Here is a 17738-nt window from a genome sequence, read left to right on the forward strand (position 1 = left end):
TACTCCCTTTTATACTATTCCCTCTTATATGCATATGCAGCTATCAGTGCCAAAGCAAGTACCGCACCCTTTACAGCCGGCAGTACAAAGAAAGGTACCGCACAGATTGTAAGTCCGTTTTCAAGTGTGGATACGAGCATTGAACCTATCATAGTTCCAAGCGCATTAGGCTTTTCCGCACCTCCTACAGTTCTTCCCACAAACACCGCCGCAAGTGCCGGCATCAGATAATTATCACAGCACATAACCTGTGCTGAGCTTCCTCTTGATGAAACCAAAATACCGCCGATAGCTATAAATACCGCAGTTATCATACCTGCAACATATCTATATTTTTTAATATCAATACCTGAAAGCTTTGCTGCCTCCTTATTGCCTCCCATAGCATATAAATATCTTCCGAATTTTGTATAATCAAGGAAAATATATGCAGCCAATACACAGCCTAACATTATAATAATTATCCAAGGCGCTCTTCCTATTGCCGAGAAAGAATCTGAAAGTGCTATTCTTACAGGCTCTGCATTCCATGGTGTTCTCATACCTGTAGATACCGCACCACCTCCTATATACCACTGTCCAAGTCCCTGATGTACAAACATCAATGCACAGGTTGCCAGCATATCCGGTATCTTACATACCAGAATCAAAAACATTGTAAGCTGATAGAGTACCAAAGTAGTCACAATGGTTATTATAATAGACATAAAAAGCGACTGACCGAACCACAGATATGAAGATACAAATGCATAAGCGGAGCAGCTTCCAAGTGTACCTGCCGACATATCAAAGCCGTCCGGTGCCATGGTAATGGTAGCTGCAATACCGAATACCGTAGTTATCGCCATTGCTCTAAGGATATTTACCATATTGCTCTGTGACATAAATGCACTGCCCTTAATCGCTGTAAATGCTACAAAACATAGAATCAGTGCCAGGATAGCAGCCCAATCTATTCCAAATTTAATAATTTTTTTGCGTTCCATCAAACTACCTCCTCCTGAGTCTGCTTACCACCTACGCTATAATACATAATCTCATCTTCATTAGTATTTTTTGTTACAAGTTCTGCACTTATACCACCATTGTACATTACATAAATCCTGTCGGTGAGTGCCAAAAGCTCCTGATTTTCACAGGTTGCATATATTACCGCATTTCCTTTTTTGGCTATTTCATGAATAAGGTCAAATATATCCTGCTTTGCACCTACATCCACACCCTTTGTGGGTTCATCAAATATATACAAATGGCAATCAGCCGCCAGCCACTTTCCGACTGCCACCTTTTGCTGATTTCCACCCGAGAGCCTCTTTACCAATTGCTTCGGACTTGGAGTTGACACATTTAAGCTCTTAATATAATCCTTGGCATTATCATTTACCTTTCTTTTATCTATAAATGAAAACTTGCAAAATTTCTCAAGTGATGCCGCCGATAGGTTAAAGCTTACACTTTCCTCCACAAGTACACCTTCTTTTCTTCTCTCCTCCGGTACCAATGCTATTTTATTTTTAACTGCAAGCGCAGGATTTTTTAGATTTAATTCTTTACCGTTTAATATAATTTTTCCGGTACTCCTATATGCTCCGAAAAGAGTTTTACAAAGCTCGGATTTGCCTGCTCCTACAAGACCTGCTATACCCAGTATCTCACCCTCTCTGACATATAGATTTATATCTTTTATCTTTCCTTCGGTTTCGGTCAAATTCTCAGTTTTAAATATAGTATCACCTATCGGTATCTCTTCTCTCTTATATGCTTCTTCAAATGTCCTTCCAAGCATAAGTTCCACAATTTCCTTTGTGGTGGTGGAAGATTCTATAGGATAGGTACCTATCATTTTTCCGTTTCTCATTACCGTATAACTTTCACATATTTCCAGTATTTCATTTAATCTATGTGAAATAAAAAGTATTGCAATATTCTCTGTTTTATGCAAATGCTCCACAACTTCAAAAAGTTCTTTTGTCTCCTGATTACTAAGTGGCGCTGTAGGCTCATCCAGTATAAGAAAATTACATTTTCTTCTGATTGCCTTTGCTATAAGCACCATCTGCTTATCAGCCAAAGAAAGCTTTGAAACCAAATCTCTTTCATTTATTTTCTCTTTGCTGATATGAAGTCTGTCAAGTGCCTTTCTGCCTTCTTTATAAACCTCATTCCAGTTTAAAACGGCATTACCCTTATCCATCACCAGATCACTTTGAATAATATTTTCCGCCACCGTAAGATTTGGAAAAAGTGCCGTATCCACCTCCTGATATACTATCTGAACACCGCATTTTTTAGCGTCTACCGGAGTTCTAAGCTCCATCTCTTTTTCATCCAAAAAGACTTTTCCGGTATATGTAGGATTTGCACCCGATAAAACCTTCATCAGCGTGGACTTTCCGGCACCATTTGCTCCTACAACAGCTCTTATCTCTCCGGTACTCACCTCAAAGTTTATATCCTCCAATGCTTTTACTCCCGGAAATTCTATTGACACATTTTTTGTGCTTAACTTTATTTTGTCCATAATCATCCAATCTAAAACAGGTGAGTCATCAAAAATTCAATGACTTTTATAAATAAAAGTAAATGTATCTGATAAACTCACCTCATTCTTAATCTCTAAGCCGATAAAGATATTTTATAATATCTCACTTTATGGGCTTATTTTCACTTATACTTCTTAATTATTTATGTAATAAATCCTTCGGCATCCAATCCGCTTCGGATAAGTAATTCAAATTACCATAGGTCTCTCCTGCTACATTTCCAAGATTCTCCACATTTGAATCAGCCTTTAAATCGGAAGCCTTAATAGCTGTACCCGGCACTTCTACCACATCAACTCCCATTTCACCTGTTGCAGGATCATAAATCTTATCATACTCTCCTGCCATCTCAAGTAAAAGAAGTCTCATAGCTATTTCACCGTTTAATGTCCAGTCTGTTGTTCCTGCCGCTGTCCATACATCAGGTCTTGTCTGCATATTTGTGATATCTACAGGATCTATATCTACAGATGCCATAGGAAGTGCATCACCGTTCTTACCGTTCATATTATCATTTTCTATAAGTGCATTATATACACCCTGACCATACATATCATAGTAAGCGATAACTCCGTCCACATCTTCTCTCTTAATACTCTGAAGATAAGCTGCAGTTACTGTATTGGCTGAGTCTACAGAATCCTGTAAAGGCTGTACCTCACCTACAGTTACAATCTTTCCCGCCTTTTCGTATTCCTTCCATCCCTCTTCTCTTCTGTCAAACGGACTGTTATAGTTTGGACCTCTCCATACCTTAATAAGTCTTACGCCCTCGCCGTACTTTGCTACCATTTCATCAAGGAGAACTGTAACCAAAGACTTATCCTGCTGGAACATCTGTGTAACACCCTCAAGCTTTTTATACTCGCCGTCCGCATAGAACTGTGTATCGAATGTAACAATCTTCAGATCCTTATACTCATCTAAAATTCCCTTTAAAAATACATAGGAACCGTCCTGATTTCCATGACTTACGATAAGTCCGTCATAACCTGCAGAAGCACAAGTTCTGATAGTATCCTGCCACTTATTGAAATCTCCGTCACAGAAGAAGAAATCAAACTGTACACCCAGCTCATCACAAAGCTTCTTGCAGGAATCCTTCCACATCTGGAAAATAGTAGCCGAAGGCATAATCATAATATAAGCCACTTTCTTGCCTGCTACAGGATTGCTTGCATCTGTAGGTTTACTGTCATCAGCCTTACTGTCTGCAGTCTTACTGTCCGCTACAGTGGAACCGGCATTATCAGCACTCTTTGTTGCTCCTCCACCACATCCGATTAGTGGAGCACTGACCATTGCACCAATTAACAACGCACTAACTAATTTCTTGAATTTTCTCATACATCCTCCTTTGTTTACTAAATTTTTAACAAATCAAGAACTATCGTTTATATAAACAATAATATTATTGTTTGCAAAAGTCAATACAGTCCGGTCATTTCTACCTATTGTACATATTTTAGAATTATTTTTGTGCATATAGTATATTACCTGATTTTTAAAATATTTTATCGTTTAATAAACTTAAATTCAGAACAGTTAATATTTTTTTATAACTAAAAATAAAATTTTTTATAGTATATATTTACTAAAACTAAATCCTTTGATTACTCTCTAAACAGTTCAAAGCAGGAATTTTTATCTGTTCCCATTTGACAATATATTTTTGAAATAGTATTATGATTAGTGAAAATAATTATTGTTTAGTGAACAATATTTTAGGAGAATACTATGACAATTAGAGAGTTATCAAAACTGATAAATGTTTCTCCTGCCACAATTTCCATAGTCATAAATGAAAAAAAAGGCGTAAGTGAAGAAACAAGAGAAAAGGTGTTGATGGCAATGCAGGAATATAATTACTGCCCTCAACAAAGAAAAAAGCCTATAGAAAATAAAAATGTACTGGTTCTTAAATATTATAGAAGTGGTGTTTTTGTAGAGGAAAATCAGGGATTTATAGCAGGAATACTGGATGCTGTTGAAAACAGATTGCAAAAAGAAAACCTGAATATGGTTTTAAGAGTATATAAAGAGGGATTTGAAAAGTTTTTGGCGGAAACGGATCTAAGTCCCTATGAGGGTATTATACTGATAGGCACGGAATTCACTCCGGATTTATACCCGCTGTTTGCCTCCATTTTCATTCCATATGTAGTTGTAGACAATGTATGCCCGTACACCTCCTGCAACAGTGTCTGTATGAACAATGAAGAAAATGTTTATATTGCAATAAACTATCTAAAAGAATGTGGACATCAGAGTATCGGATATATAGGCGGAAATGTTTATTCTGAAAATTTTCAACTTAGGAAAAAAGGATTCATGGAAAGCGTGGAAAGGCTGAATTTAAACTATATAAAGGAACATACTTATATGATCTCTCCTACCATGGTAGGTGCATATAATGATATGCTTATACAACTTGATAATATATCCACCCTACCTGACTGCTTTTTTGCCGATAATGATACACTTGCACTAGGAGCTATAAAGGCATTAAAGGAAAAGGGAATAAAGATACCAAAAGATGTATCTATAATAGGTTTTGACGATATACCGTATTCGGCGGTATCATCTCCTGCACTGACTACGGTACATGTACAAAGAAATCAAATCGGCAAACTTGCTGTAGAAAAACTTTTAAAAATGAAAAAAGACAGGAAAATCAAATCGGCAAAAACCTTGATTACCGGAAACTTAATTGTTCGTGACAGTGTAGCAAAAAAGGCTTAAAAAAGCCTTTTTTGCTGTAATAATAAAATTTATCCCATAAAATAAAACTTCGGATCGTCTGCTACAAATTCCTGTGGAAATTTCTCATATTTCATTGTATCAAAATTATAGATACCTATCTTAACAGGTTTTTCACCCCTGCTTGAAGCCACCTTTTTATAGCTGTCCACAACTATATTCGAATATTCTATATCTCTTATTTCAAGTTTTGCAAAGGCATCTTCCACCGGTACATATATATCTATTTCATTTTCACCTAAATACTCCACTGTCATTTCCGAAAAATTCATTAGACAATCATAGAAAGTATTTATAATAAAAATATCGCTTACATCCGGATCATAGATTCCCTTTTCGAAATCATATTCTGTAAATGACAGCAAATCGAAAATAAGATCAATACTCATATCAAAATTTACAACAAATTTTTCTTTATTATAATTTGGCTTCATTCCCCAAACCGCAAGTACAATGCCGTCAAAGGCAGATAATTGCTCCAGCTTTTGTTCAATACTTTTAATGTCCGCTTTACTCATGACAAATCCTCTCAGTTATTTATAGTTTTTAATAAAATTTTCCTTAAATTATAATCCAAATTCCTTTACTATATTTTCCAATGTTTTAAAGGAATAGTTTTCCCTTGCTATATCATAATTTTTTTGAATTATTTCTTTTGCCTTACCGCTATCTGTAAGTATATCAATTACCCTGTCTGCAGCATCCTCTATCACCTTATTTTCAATATTTATCAAGTTATTATCCTTTATATATTTATCACCAAGACTTACTATATCAAATCCTTTCTCCTTTAAATCAGATTTATATACAGGATACTCAAAGGCAATAACAGGCAGTTTTGCAAAAACAGCCTCTATAAATTGATTGCCAAATCCCTCCCAAATGCTTGGATATGTGACAAAATCCGCATATACATAGGCATCCCAAAGTGAATATATCTTTTTATTATCTTTTATAGCCCCGGAATGTGATACTCTCTCACCTATAAAGCGTATATCCACCTTGTTTTCCACAGCTCTTTTCTTTAAGTTGTCCACATATTTTGATGAAATCCCGAAGTTTTCCACTATCCCTGCACAGAGTAAAATTATACTGCCGGATTCATTAAACATTTTGCCATTATACAGCCGCTTACCTATAAGCCTGTCTTTATGCCTGTTTAACTCTCCTATAATATCAATTGCCAGCTCTATACCCTTTCTGTCCATTACTCGGGTAGCCTGTAAAAATATAAGATCATTTTTTCCGATATTAAAATCCTCTAAAAAATCACTGTTATACTCATCACTGCTCCAGGCTTTCATATCAAAGTCAAACACATTAGGCACTACTTTTGCCGATATATTTTTCTTTTTAAATAAGGCTGCTTTTGCTATCTTATTTATTACAAGATTTTCAACATTCGCCAAATCCGGAGGTGCCATCTTTTCCAGCATATCCTCAACTTCCTTACAGGTTTGAATAACCTCTCCACTGTCCTCAAAATAAAAATCATGATTATGACATATTGTTTTTATACCTGTTTTTTCTATAATCTCGTATATCGCCTTTAATGCGGCTATATGATATCCCACACTCATCAGATTATTCGGAATAATAAGCTCAATTTTATTCTTATTTATTATATTAAATAATTGAGTTTTTATAATATCCGCACTTTTATTTATATCCTCTAAAAGCTCTTTGCCATCCTTATAATCTCTCAAGGCTACAGTAGCATTTTCTATTTCCTTCTTTGTCTGAGGATGATAAAAGGATAATTCCGGAATACATAAAATATCATCTCTCTCATTACCGGCAATATAAAAGACTTCATGCCCCCGCCTTCTTAATACATCTCTCCATTTGTCCACTTCCAGGGAAACACCGTCCGTTTTCCCGAGTGCATTATGTAAAAAAGCAATTCTCATACTACACCTCATCATAATAACATTCTATAGATCTTAATCTATGTCCGCCCTTTTCATCCTCTCCTATACTCTCCATGGGAGTGTATCTTATATATCTGATTATTGCAGTTTCAAATATATAGGATTTCGGCTTTCCGTTATTTTTATTTTCCTCGATATAAGTAATATATTCCTTCCCGTCTACTGAAAAATCAATATTAAATTTTTTGGCATATTTATAATCATCTGTAAATACACATATTCTATTGACCTTCACAGGCTTACCTATATCCACCAAAATATAATGATTACCCGGTGAATCGGACATTGTAAAATCATCTAAACTTCCATTTGTACAGTTCAAAAAGTTACCGTCATCTGAAGGTCTCATATTTGACCTTACGCCCTTCCTATACAAAATATTTTTGGAAAAGTTTATACTGATAAGCCTTATCTTTAACTCTGTTGTATTTTTATCTAAGATGATTCTGCCGCTGCCATTATCTTTTATACCTTCACTTACATAATCAATATTTTCCAAAAAACATGGTATATCTATAATAATTCCTTCATGCTCACCTCTAAACTTAAAGCATAGTATATTATTATTTAATGCCTCCATTTCAAAGCCGAATCTTTTGTTATCCTGTATCGGAAAATTATCCACTCTTATTTTCTTCCCCGGATAAAGCCATTCCTCAGGTATACCTCTGCCTATCAACAAGGTTTTATCATATTTTTGTGCGATAAGACTTTCTAAAAGCACCTTTGATGCCAGATTTTGCCCCCACATATGCGGGCAACTTCCGTCACCGCTTACAGGATGATATCCCCTCCATTTTTCTTTTACAGGTTCTCCCGCACTTTCCCAAAAACTATACGGTCCGCTTTGCCCATAGCTTAACATCGCCTGATATGCATATATCCCCTCACATCGGTATTTTTTTCCTCTAAGACCTGTAGCCGCAAGACCTGCATTATAAGAGCCTATACTGTCTGAAAAGCTTCCGCCTCCAAAGGAATGTGGAAATAATCCCGCTTCCCTTCCTCTTTTTAATCCATAACCATAGGTGGCATCAATCATATCAATCATATATCCATACTGTTTTGCATCAAAAAGATAGCCGTCCCATGCCCATCTTCCAAACAGGAACATAGATGCCCAATTTGTATTTCGGGGTTTTTTGCAAATATTATTATCATTGCTCTCAGTCATTGATGCGGGGATATAATTAAGCTTATATTTTTTTACTGTTTCACTTATTGTCCTGTCGGCATTTAAAAGTAATCCGTCATACAGGCTCTTTGCAAACTCATACTCATTTTCTTCACCCAGTACCTTTGCTATATACATATATGCACAAAGCCCTAAAAGTGCGGACCAATTGTCCACAGTCCAGTACCCGTTCCTGTCAATATCCCAAGTCTGTTTTATAATACCTTTTTCATCAATATCCTTTTCTATCTCATGGGCAAAATATTTTAATTTATCAAAATTTTCAAGTAAAATATCTTTATCACCTGTTTTTAAATAATACAGCGCAAACGGCCATGAAATTTTAAACTTTGCATCATCATATTGAATCTGAGATTTCAGATTTGAAAGTAAAATACCGGCATCTTTAAAATATCCTTGAGTAAACAGATTCACCAAAATCCCTATAGCATCATGATCAAAAACCTCTTCATACCCATTTGCACCTACATATAGATCATATTTATTTTTTATAATCTGAGTATAAATAAAATTTGCCCTATAACTCTCTATAAGTTCTGTATCCGGCAATTCAATATCCGCAATATTTGAAAGCTCATGAAGCCAATACTCTCTCATATGGTTGAAGTGAGTATCAAATCCTCCAAGACCGATAAGTTCATCATCACTTGGCAATCCATAAAGATTTCCAAATCTGTCCGATATTATCACAAAATCATGAGCTGCACTTTCATTTGGCAAAACAACTTTGGGTACATTATTCAAAGCAATAAGCTCCTTTGGTGCTCCTATATCTACATGCTTTAAAATATCAGAATTATTTTTTATTTCCACCCTGCTGTATACTGCCACATAATCTCTGTTATTTACAGAGATCTTATCTGCAAAATGCTTTATTTTGATATCACATTCATCATATTCAAACTCGGTAACAAGGCATGGTAAAAAGCCTTCTTCATTGTACCACTCAATATGTTTTGCCTTTTTGCCTATTTCAAACTCCACAAGAATATTTCTGCCGTCTCTTATAAAGAAGTCACCCTCTAAATAACAAATTACACTCTCATTGTCGCCATCCCAGCCTATTACTCCTGCCTTACTTAAATCATCCTTCATATCATCCCTTTATTCCGGCACCATAACTGACTGCCTTTTCTATCTCCTTACTAAATATCACATATAGTATCAATGTTGGCAGACTTGAAATCATCAAAGATGCAGCCATTGCGCCCCAGTCCGTAGAAAATTGCCCTTGAAACTTTACAAGTCCGATAGGCAATGTATTGAGCGACTGTTTTCCTATAACAACAAGTGCAATAATAAATTCATTCCATGAAAACAGCAACACAAACAAACCGCAGGTAACTATTACAGGTTTCATAAGAGGTACTATTATTTTAAAAAATGTAGTATAAACACTTGCCCCGTCAATAGCTGCCGACTCCTCCATCTCAAAAGGAATACTTCTTAAATATCCGTAAAAAATAGTGATAATAAAGGGCAGTTCAAATGCCACATAGGGCAATATAAGTGAAATCAAGGTATCACCTGCATGCAAATCCCTTACAAGTATTACTAAGGGTATAAGCACTATCTGTACCGGTATAAACATACCCAGACTTACATAATTTTTTATAAATTTGCTGCCTCTAAAATCCATTCTCGATATCGCATAAGCAAACATCATCGCAAAAAATATCGTAAAGAAGATAACAAAAGCCGCTACAATAATACTGTTGGTAAAGTATCTTACTACATCATACTCCAGCCAGGCTTTCACATAATTTCCAAATCTTAATACTTTCGGGAAGCCGAAAGGATTTGTTGAAAAAATCTCCTCATTGTTTTTTAGTGAATTAAATGCCATCCAGGCAAGCGGATAGGCGGCAAAAATCGCATATAAAATCAATAATATATATATTATTGCAGTTTTTATTATATTAAATATCTTTTTCATATAAGATTAAAAATTTATTCTCTCTCTTGCCACAAATCTGTTTATAATCAATGTGCACAGTAAACATTCCAAAACCAGAGTCACCGCTATCGCACAGGCATATCCGAAATTTCCGTTCATATAGGCGCTCTTATACATCATATATGTCAATGTGGAAGTGGCATTTCCCGGACCTCCGCCCGTCATTATATACATATGATCAAATGCTCTGAGCCCTCCGGATATAATCAGTATCAAAAGAAGCTTATATGTCTCTGATAGAAGCGGTATCGTAATATGTATATGCGCTTTAAAGCTTGTAGCTCCGTCAAGCATAGCCGCCTCATAATATGCCTGCGGTATACTCTTTATCGCCGTATATATAAGTAATATAGTATTTCCAATACCCTGCCATGCTGTAAGAAATGCCATAACTATAATTGCGGATAATCCGCTTGAAAGCCAGTTCTGTGAGTAATTTATACCTAATAAGCCAAAAATCCTGTTTATAAGACCTACATTGCTCTGATCACTTGCAAGCATAGCCAGCCACAACTTACACACTATTACCGTAGATAAGGTACTCGGTATAAAATATATTGATCTGAATATCCTTGAACCCTTTATCTTTTTTGACGAAAGCACCAATGCTATAACTGTGCCGAGCCCTATCTGATAAAGTACTGTAATTGTAGGATAGATAATGCCGTTTATAATGGAAACTCTAAATGTAGAATCCCTTGTAAACAGCTTTATATAATGCTTTAATCCCACAAATTTACCAAGATTTATTCCATCCCAATTGTACAGACTCTTAACCAAGGTCTGTACAATCGGATAGAATACCACCACTGTATATATTAGAAGTGTGGGGAAAATAAAAACAAATATGGCAATTTTATTTTTAAATATATTTTTCATTTAACTCTAATTGGTCTCTTCTATTGCCGCATCAATTTCCTTTGCAAAATCTTCTGCTGTTATAGTTCCTGTCAAAAGTTCCTGTGCCTTATCTTCCATAACTGTCTTAAGCTCCTGATTTGAAAGATTCCAGTCAAACTTTGACATGGATTTAAAGTTTTTTGTATCCTCAATATACTGACTCATCACAGGTCCAAGTTCCTTCTCAGACTTAGGTGAATCCTTATATATGGAAGTTCCGCCCTCAAGGGCTACAAAGGCATCATTTACCTTTCTTGAAAGAAGTACTGCATACTTCGCCGCTATTTCTTTGTTTTTGCTGTACTCCGGAACCGAAAAGCCTCCCTGACTGTAGCCTCCGCTCATATTCCATCTTGCCTCTTCTTCACTTCCTGCAGCCGCCAAAGGATAATACATCAGTACAAGATTGTCCCCCATCTCCTGCTCAAGTCCGTTAAGTGCCCATGTACCTGTCATAAACATAGCACATTTATCAGATGTAAAAAGTGCTTTTGCCTGATCATAAGTTGTATTAAACACATCTTTTGAAAGCATACCTGCATTTACAAGCTCGATAAGCTTATTTGCAGCCTCAAGATAATCTGCATCACCTGCCTTGGCTGTATTTTCATCAAGTCCTTTTATGCCGTCAGGTGCTTTTCTGGTAACCATGATATCATACAGATGTAAACACCACTGTTTCTCCTTGCCAAATAGTGCATAAGGCAAAACTCCCTTTTCATTGAAGGTCTTAACAGCAGTCAAAAACTCATCATAGTTTTCCGGAATCTTTACACCATTCTCCTCAAATACCTTTTTATTGGCATAAAAAGAGTTTACCCAAGGTGACTGCCATGGTACAGCATATATATGACCGTCGGACATATACAAAGCATCCTTATATGCATCCGCTATATCGTCTATAATCCCTGCCTCCTTAGCATATTCATCCAGTTGTAATAAAGTACCCGATTTATTTAATATCTCAATATCCACTCCGTCAGACTTGAAAATATCAGGTAGATTGCCTGATGCGGCATAAGTCTTTAACTTCTGTCCGTCATCCTGTGATGCAGGTTCAATCTCTACGGTTACATTCGGCATTTCCTTCTTCATTGCCTCAATTGCCCGGTCAAGAGTATCCTTTTCCTGATCATCAGAATAATTCGCATAAAGCTTTAATGTGACATTTTCACCGCTATCAGCCTCTTTATTTGACTCTGATGTTGTCTCACTGCTATTCTTAGGACTTTTACTATCCGGTGAAGCTCCCGAACAAGCAGTTAACAATAAACCTGCTACTGTAGCTATTGATATAGCCTTTAAAAAACCTATCTTCATAAATACCCCCTAAATACATTTATAATGTCATATAAATTACAAAGAACTCCTAGTTTATGCATAAAAATAGAGCTAAGTTTTATTGTTTTAAAACTATTTAGCTCTATTATAAGTATTTATTATCAATTTTTCAATATCGTGATAACTAAAAATATATTAAATTTAACTATGCTTTTTGCACTAAATAAGGAGGTGCCTAAGCACCTCCCCATTGTTTTTGAAACTAAAGATTATCTAAATTTATAGATTATCTCCAAGCTCCGTTTTCATTTACAGTATAACCGTCAGGTGTTGTTTCGTTCTGATACATTGAACCATATGGTCTTGAATTAACATTACCGAAATTCCATCTGTCTGTTTCATTATCATAGAACCAAGTCTGCTGCTGTACTGTCGGGTTCAAATAGTAGAACTCATTTCCATCCTTTAACCAGTCTGTATGCATTGAACCGTTGCTTGGGTTAAGATAATACCACTTGCTGTCCTGTGACTCGAAATGCCATCCTCTGATCATTTCTCCGTAGAATCCGTTGTGATCCATTGACAGATAATACCATCTGCCATTCTCTACAAACCATCCTGAATTCATTACACCGTCTTCGCCGAAGTGATACCACTCAGACTTTGTCTTGCCTTCGAATGTATAGCTTAAATAAGCCCATCCCTTAGCATTACCGCCGGTCTTTAAGTTAAATTTCCATTTACTCTTATTAAGGTTTCCTGCAGCTTCATCAGGATTTATAAGCTCCCAATTACCGTCCTGACCTACTGTAAGGATCTTGGTATCGTAATTGACTCTCTTACCTGAGCCGCTTGAGCTTCCGCCACCTGAGCCTCCACGACCGCCACGGCTTCCGCCGCCGCCCTTGTTGTTGTCAGGTTCATATGTTTTTCCGCCCGCATCTTTTACTGCCTGATTTAATGCATCAAGTGCAGCTATAAGCTCTGCTGTAGATGACTTTCTGTTCATCTTATCAACAACTGCCTGTGCAGCATCGATTGCTGCCTGCAGTGCCGCTCTCTTTGCAGGATCTGTTATCTTTGATAACTGATTTATAGCATTCTGGATTCCTGCCTTTAAGTCGCTCTCCGCTTTTCTGCGTGCTTCCTTATCATTTGAGTAATAGATATAGATAGTCTCATCTGCTGTCACTCTGAGAGTCGGATCATAAGCATCATATCTTGCTCTTTCCTTACTTAATCCCTCATAATGCCATGTAATACCGTCATTATCTATATAGTCTGCCTGTATTGCACTTGCATACATTGATGCATAGTCATTAACTGTATTTGTGCTTCCTATAGTAAGTTTTGTTACTATAGAATTATCTCTTGCATCTTTTACTGTTACCTTGTAAGCATTAATAAGTGATGTGTATCCAAATACATACATCTTTCCACTCTCAAGTGTCTGTGTGAACTGTCCCTGATAGTTTGATGCATTTGATGCCTTAATCTCAGGTACATTAATGTCACTTATTGTTACAGCTCCTGCACTTGATGGGGTTGCTATTGAGCCTACCTCAAAGAATCTGTATTCTCTTGATACTGCCATCAATGCGCCTGTTACGATATCTGTACTTAACGGTATCGGATTTCCGCTTGGATCTGTATAATCCTGCCAGTTTCCTGCACTATCCTTCTTTTGTACAACTATCTTCATCTGGAATATTCCTTTGAAGGTGCTGTCAGAAAGATGATCTACCACTGCATCCAGTGTTGCTGCAGGTACATTATCCTTTTCGATAAGGATACGGAAATCTCCGGTATCTGCTATTGTTACAGGGAAACCTGCTGATATCTGCTTACCTGAACCTATGTTGTCATTGTACTGAGTTGACCAGTTCTGATTGTTATCATATAGAGGCTGGATTGTTACCGGACGATTTGGCATTGTAAATACCACTCTTCCGCTTCCCGCTCCTGTAGGGAATGATAAATCTGAGTTTCCAATTCCTGTAATTGCCTGCCACTCTTTAAACAGGTTTCCGTTTATATCAAGTGGTTGAGCCATTATCTCTACTAAAGTTCCTCTTCTTAGATTCTTCAAATCATTTAATGAGCTCTTTATTACTCCGTTAACCTTGATTGGTGAAGGATCTCCCGCTATTCCTCCCGGAATATACACTGTAACATCAAATGCTGTTACTGTAAGTCCACCGTTTGCTGTATCTACAGGCAGTGCAGCTCCATCTGCTATTCTGCTTGCCGGTGTTGCATTTGTACCTGTTGTTCTTGGTACTACACGATATACTGTGTTTGGATCAAGATTACCAAATACTACAGGTGCTCCCGGTGCACTTGGGGTTGTAAACGGATACACTTCATTTCCTGAAGGATCTACCAAGGCATAGTCTGTATTTGCTGTTGTAGGAGTTATTGTAATCACTGCTCTTCCCGGATTTGCACTATCCTCTGTTACCTGTGGGGTTAATGCTACAGGTATCTGTGCTGTTCCCGGTGCTCCCGCTCCCGCACTTGAAGGAATTGGACTTCCAACTGCAATTCCTGTTGCTGTTGCAGGTGCTACCGATACATTATATGTATTTCCCGGTGCAAATGCCGGATCTGTTATCTGTCCGCCTGTTGATAATAACCGGCTTCCTGATACTACCTTTACTACATTTCCTGAAGGATCTGTAACTATATACTGAAGTGTCGGATCGATTGATGCCGGTGAACTCGGATCGATTGAAAGCATCGGTGCTGCTGTTGTAGGATCAAGTTCTCCTGTTACTGTCGGCTGATATACACTTGCAGGTGTTATACTTACACCAAGCGCTGTCAATGTCTGTCCCGCAAGGGCTGTTATATCTGTTGTGTAATCAATCTCATTCCAGCTTTGATCAAACCACTTGATTGTATATCCTGAATCTACCATTACACCGCTTCCAAGTGCTGCGCTCTGGAGATCTCCTAAGGTTATCGCTCTTGGATTTCCTGATGCATCAATATTTAAAACATCTTCACTTGTTCCAAGTAATAACTGTGCATGGTTGTTTCCTGCCGCCAAGTTATATGTTACCCAGTTTGCAGGGTTCTTTTCAAACTTAGCCATCAATACTACTGTGCTGCTTCCTGCAGGTATATGTAATGTTGTCGGGAATGATGTTATCGCTGTTGTTCCATAATACCATGTTGCACTTGAGTATCCCTGGTTTGGTACTGCATCAGGCATCTTGGTAGGAGATGTTGCACTGTTTGGATCAATTACCACATCATAACTTCCGTCAGGCTGTATGTTCTGCTTTGTTACATTCGGTATAGACTGACCCGGTGCTGTAGGATCCCAATCAACTGTATTTCCCGCTACTACCGTCTTTAAATCACCGCCTGTTCCTGCACTGTATGCAAGGTAAGCGATGCTTCCCGGATCCTGCTCGTATGTTACATATACTATCTGGCTTCTAAGTGGTCCTGTTGTATTTACAGTAAACTTAGGGCTTGACTGTGACCAGCTTGCCTGGAATGTATTGTCAAGTGCTGTTGTATATGAACCGCTCCAGCTTGTAGGATCATCCGCTGTGATCTTCGGATTTGATACACCTGTTACAGCAGGGCTTCCGCCGTATGTATCAAGTACAGGTGCAGGTATATCAAGGTTGTAGCTTGTCTCTCCTGTTTGAAGAGTATTAGCCTTTGCATAGATATATGTAGGTGCTGCCACATTTTCCTTATAGAATGTTCTTGGAACTCCCGCTCCTGAAGGCTCCGCTCCAATACCTAATGCTGTAACCACCTTATCTGTTATATTATTTCCAAGCTGATCTACATACATTACCCTTATATTGGTTGTAAATGCAGGGTTTGGAACATAATTATATGTAACGGTTACGTTTTGGTTCGGCATATTACCTGTAAGTCTAAATGTGTTTCTTGGGTGTGCTCCACCTGTTGTAGATGAAGCATCAGGTGTGAGTGAGGTGTAAGCGCCTGCAACATCGGCTGCAGGTATGATTGTCTTTATAACCTTACCTGTTCCTGTTCCTGTTCCGTCACTTGTAAACTGACCTACTGCTATAGTATCACCTGAAATATCCGTTCCTGCAGTTGCAGCAGGTTTTCCCTTTGCATATGTGATAGTTACAGGGTTTGTACTGTCAAGTATATACATAGTCTGATCGGCACTGCTTCCATCACCTATTATACCTGTGTTTGCAGATACATTATATGTACCGCTTGCCACATCGGTTAAAACAGGTGCTGATATATTTGCACTTGATCTTTGCTGGTTTGTCTCAGGAGCATTTCCTGCCGTTATATCTGCCGAACTTCTATACTTTGCATCAAATACTCTGATATTAAAGTTCTTGGATGTATCTCTATCATAGTAATAATCAGCCTTAAAAGGCTTATTTGTAGTTACACCTGAAACACGCTTATCAGATGTAATATAAAGGTTTGATGAAAGTGATGGAAGCGGTGAAGTACCAAGAGTCTCAGTTCCGACTGTTGCCACTACACGACTTACCTTATATCCCGGGACATTTTTCGGTATTGCATTTGTTACAGGTGTCAATACAGGCTTTGCAACATTATCCTCTATCTCACCGTTACTGATACCCGGTATATATGTTGTACCTGTTTCATAGTTATGCTTTACCTCATAATTAAATGTCTTAGACGGATCAGGTCCCAATGTTGCATAATAGGTTAAACCTGTCATCGGGAATCTTGCAGGGTTTACCGCCTTTGTATTTCTTCCGTTTGCAGGAGCATCCACATAGCCTGTTATCTTATATCCGTCAAGACCAAGACCTACCCAACTCTGTGCTGCCTCAGTTCCCGGAGCATCTAATGATGCGGTAGGGGCGTTAGCTTCCACAAAGGCTCCTGTTGTATCAAAATACGGAAGATATAATACCTTATCTGTACCTTCATATTTCATACCCTTATAGTCAGCTGTAATCTCCGTTCCCGCTGTACCTCCGGCTATAAACAAATCCTTGACAAAAGGTACCTTAGCTTCATTCTTTGATCTAAAGTCTATCTTAAATCCGTTAGCATCCGGTCCCGGTGTAGCCGCCATTGCCGGCATTGCCGGTGCGAGTACGGTGGCTACCATACTCGCAGACAATGCAGCAGCTATCTTTGCTTTTATTGTCTTTCTTTTCATTTCTTCTCCTATGTCA

General features: G+C 37.7%; 11 protein-coding genes. 1 reads left to right on the forward strand and 10 read right to left on the reverse strand.

The genetic code is table 11. The annotated features are described in order from the left end of the window. Positions 1–14 precede the first annotated feature (14 nt). The 3 genes from J4O15_RS02900 to J4O15_RS02910 form a co-directional block, all read right to left on the reverse strand. Positions 15–986 carry an ABC transporter permease gene (locus J4O15_RS02900; RefSeq protein ID WP_208099636.1) on the reverse strand — a complete coding sequence of 324 codons (972 nt, stop codon included), beginning with the start codon at positions 984–986 and terminating at the stop codon, positions 15–17. After that, positions 986–2521, reverse strand: a complete 1536-nt coding sequence (locus J4O15_RS02905; protein ID WP_208099637.1) for a sugar ABC transporter ATP-binding protein — start codon at positions 2519–2521, stop codon at positions 986–988. The genes J4O15_RS02900 and J4O15_RS02905 overlap by 1 nt, the downstream gene beginning before the upstream one ends. 160 nt (positions 2522–2681) lie before the next feature. Beyond that, the gene (locus J4O15_RS02910; protein WP_009220489.1) at positions 2682–3890 is read right to left on the reverse strand and encodes a substrate-binding domain-containing protein; all 1209 of its coding nucleotides are present in this window, start codon (positions 3888–3890) and stop codon (positions 2682–2684) included. A 390-nt stretch (positions 3891–4280) separates the two neighbouring features. Here J4O15_RS02910 and J4O15_RS02915 point away from each other — a divergent pair, with 390 nt between their 5' ends. After that, positions 4281–5285 (forward strand): substrate-binding domain-containing protein, encoded by a 1005-nt coding sequence (locus J4O15_RS02915; protein ID WP_208099638.1) that lies wholly within the window; start codon positions 4281–4283, stop codon positions 5283–5285. A gap of 29 nt (positions 5286–5314) precedes the next feature. Here J4O15_RS02915 and J4O15_RS02920 read toward each other — a convergent pair whose 3' ends face one another. The 7 genes from J4O15_RS02920 to J4O15_RS15860 all read right to left on the reverse strand — a co-directional run bounded on the left by J4O15_RS02920 (position 5315) and on the right by J4O15_RS15860 (position 17722). Further along, positions 5315–5821 (reverse strand): hypothetical protein, encoded by a 507-nt coding sequence (locus J4O15_RS02920; RefSeq protein WP_208099639.1) that lies wholly within the window; start codon positions 5819–5821, stop codon positions 5315–5317. A gap of 48 nt (positions 5822–5869) precedes the next feature. Beyond that, positions 5870–7213, reverse strand: a complete 1344-nt coding sequence (locus J4O15_RS02925; protein WP_208099640.1) for a glycosyltransferase family 4 protein — start codon at positions 7211–7213, stop codon at positions 5870–5872. Position 7214: 1 nt separating this feature from the next. After that, positions 7215–9524, reverse strand: a complete 2310-nt coding sequence (locus J4O15_RS02930) for a discoidin domain-containing protein (protein ID WP_208099641.1) — start codon at positions 9522–9524, stop codon at positions 7215–7217. 1 nt (position 9525) lies between these two features. Beyond that, positions 9526–10365 carry a carbohydrate ABC transporter permease gene (locus J4O15_RS02935; protein ID WP_009220483.1) on the reverse strand — a complete coding sequence of 280 codons (840 nt, stop codon included), beginning with the start codon at positions 10363–10365 and terminating at the stop codon, positions 9526–9528. 6 nt (positions 10366–10371) lie between these two features. Beyond that, complete coding sequence (locus J4O15_RS02940; RefSeq protein WP_008750303.1) at positions 10372–11265, reverse strand: carbohydrate ABC transporter permease; 894 nt, start codon at positions 11263–11265, stop codon at positions 10372–10374. Between the two features lie 6 nt (positions 11266–11271). Beyond that, positions 11272–12606 carry an ABC transporter substrate-binding protein gene (locus J4O15_RS02945; RefSeq protein WP_208099642.1) on the reverse strand — a complete coding sequence of 445 codons (1335 nt, stop codon included), beginning with the start codon at positions 12604–12606 and terminating at the stop codon, positions 11272–11274. A gap of 247 nt (positions 12607–12853) precedes the next feature. Next, positions 12854–17722, reverse strand: a complete 4869-nt coding sequence (locus J4O15_RS15860; RefSeq protein ID WP_243761947.1) for a hypothetical protein — start codon at positions 17720–17722, stop codon at positions 12854–12856. Positions 17723–17738: the final 16 nt, after the last annotated feature.

Source organism: Lachnoanaerobaculum sp. Marseille-Q4761 (genome assembly GCF_017565785.1).
Lineage (GTDB): Bacteria > Bacillota > Clostridia > Lachnospirales > Lachnospiraceae > Lachnoanaerobaculum.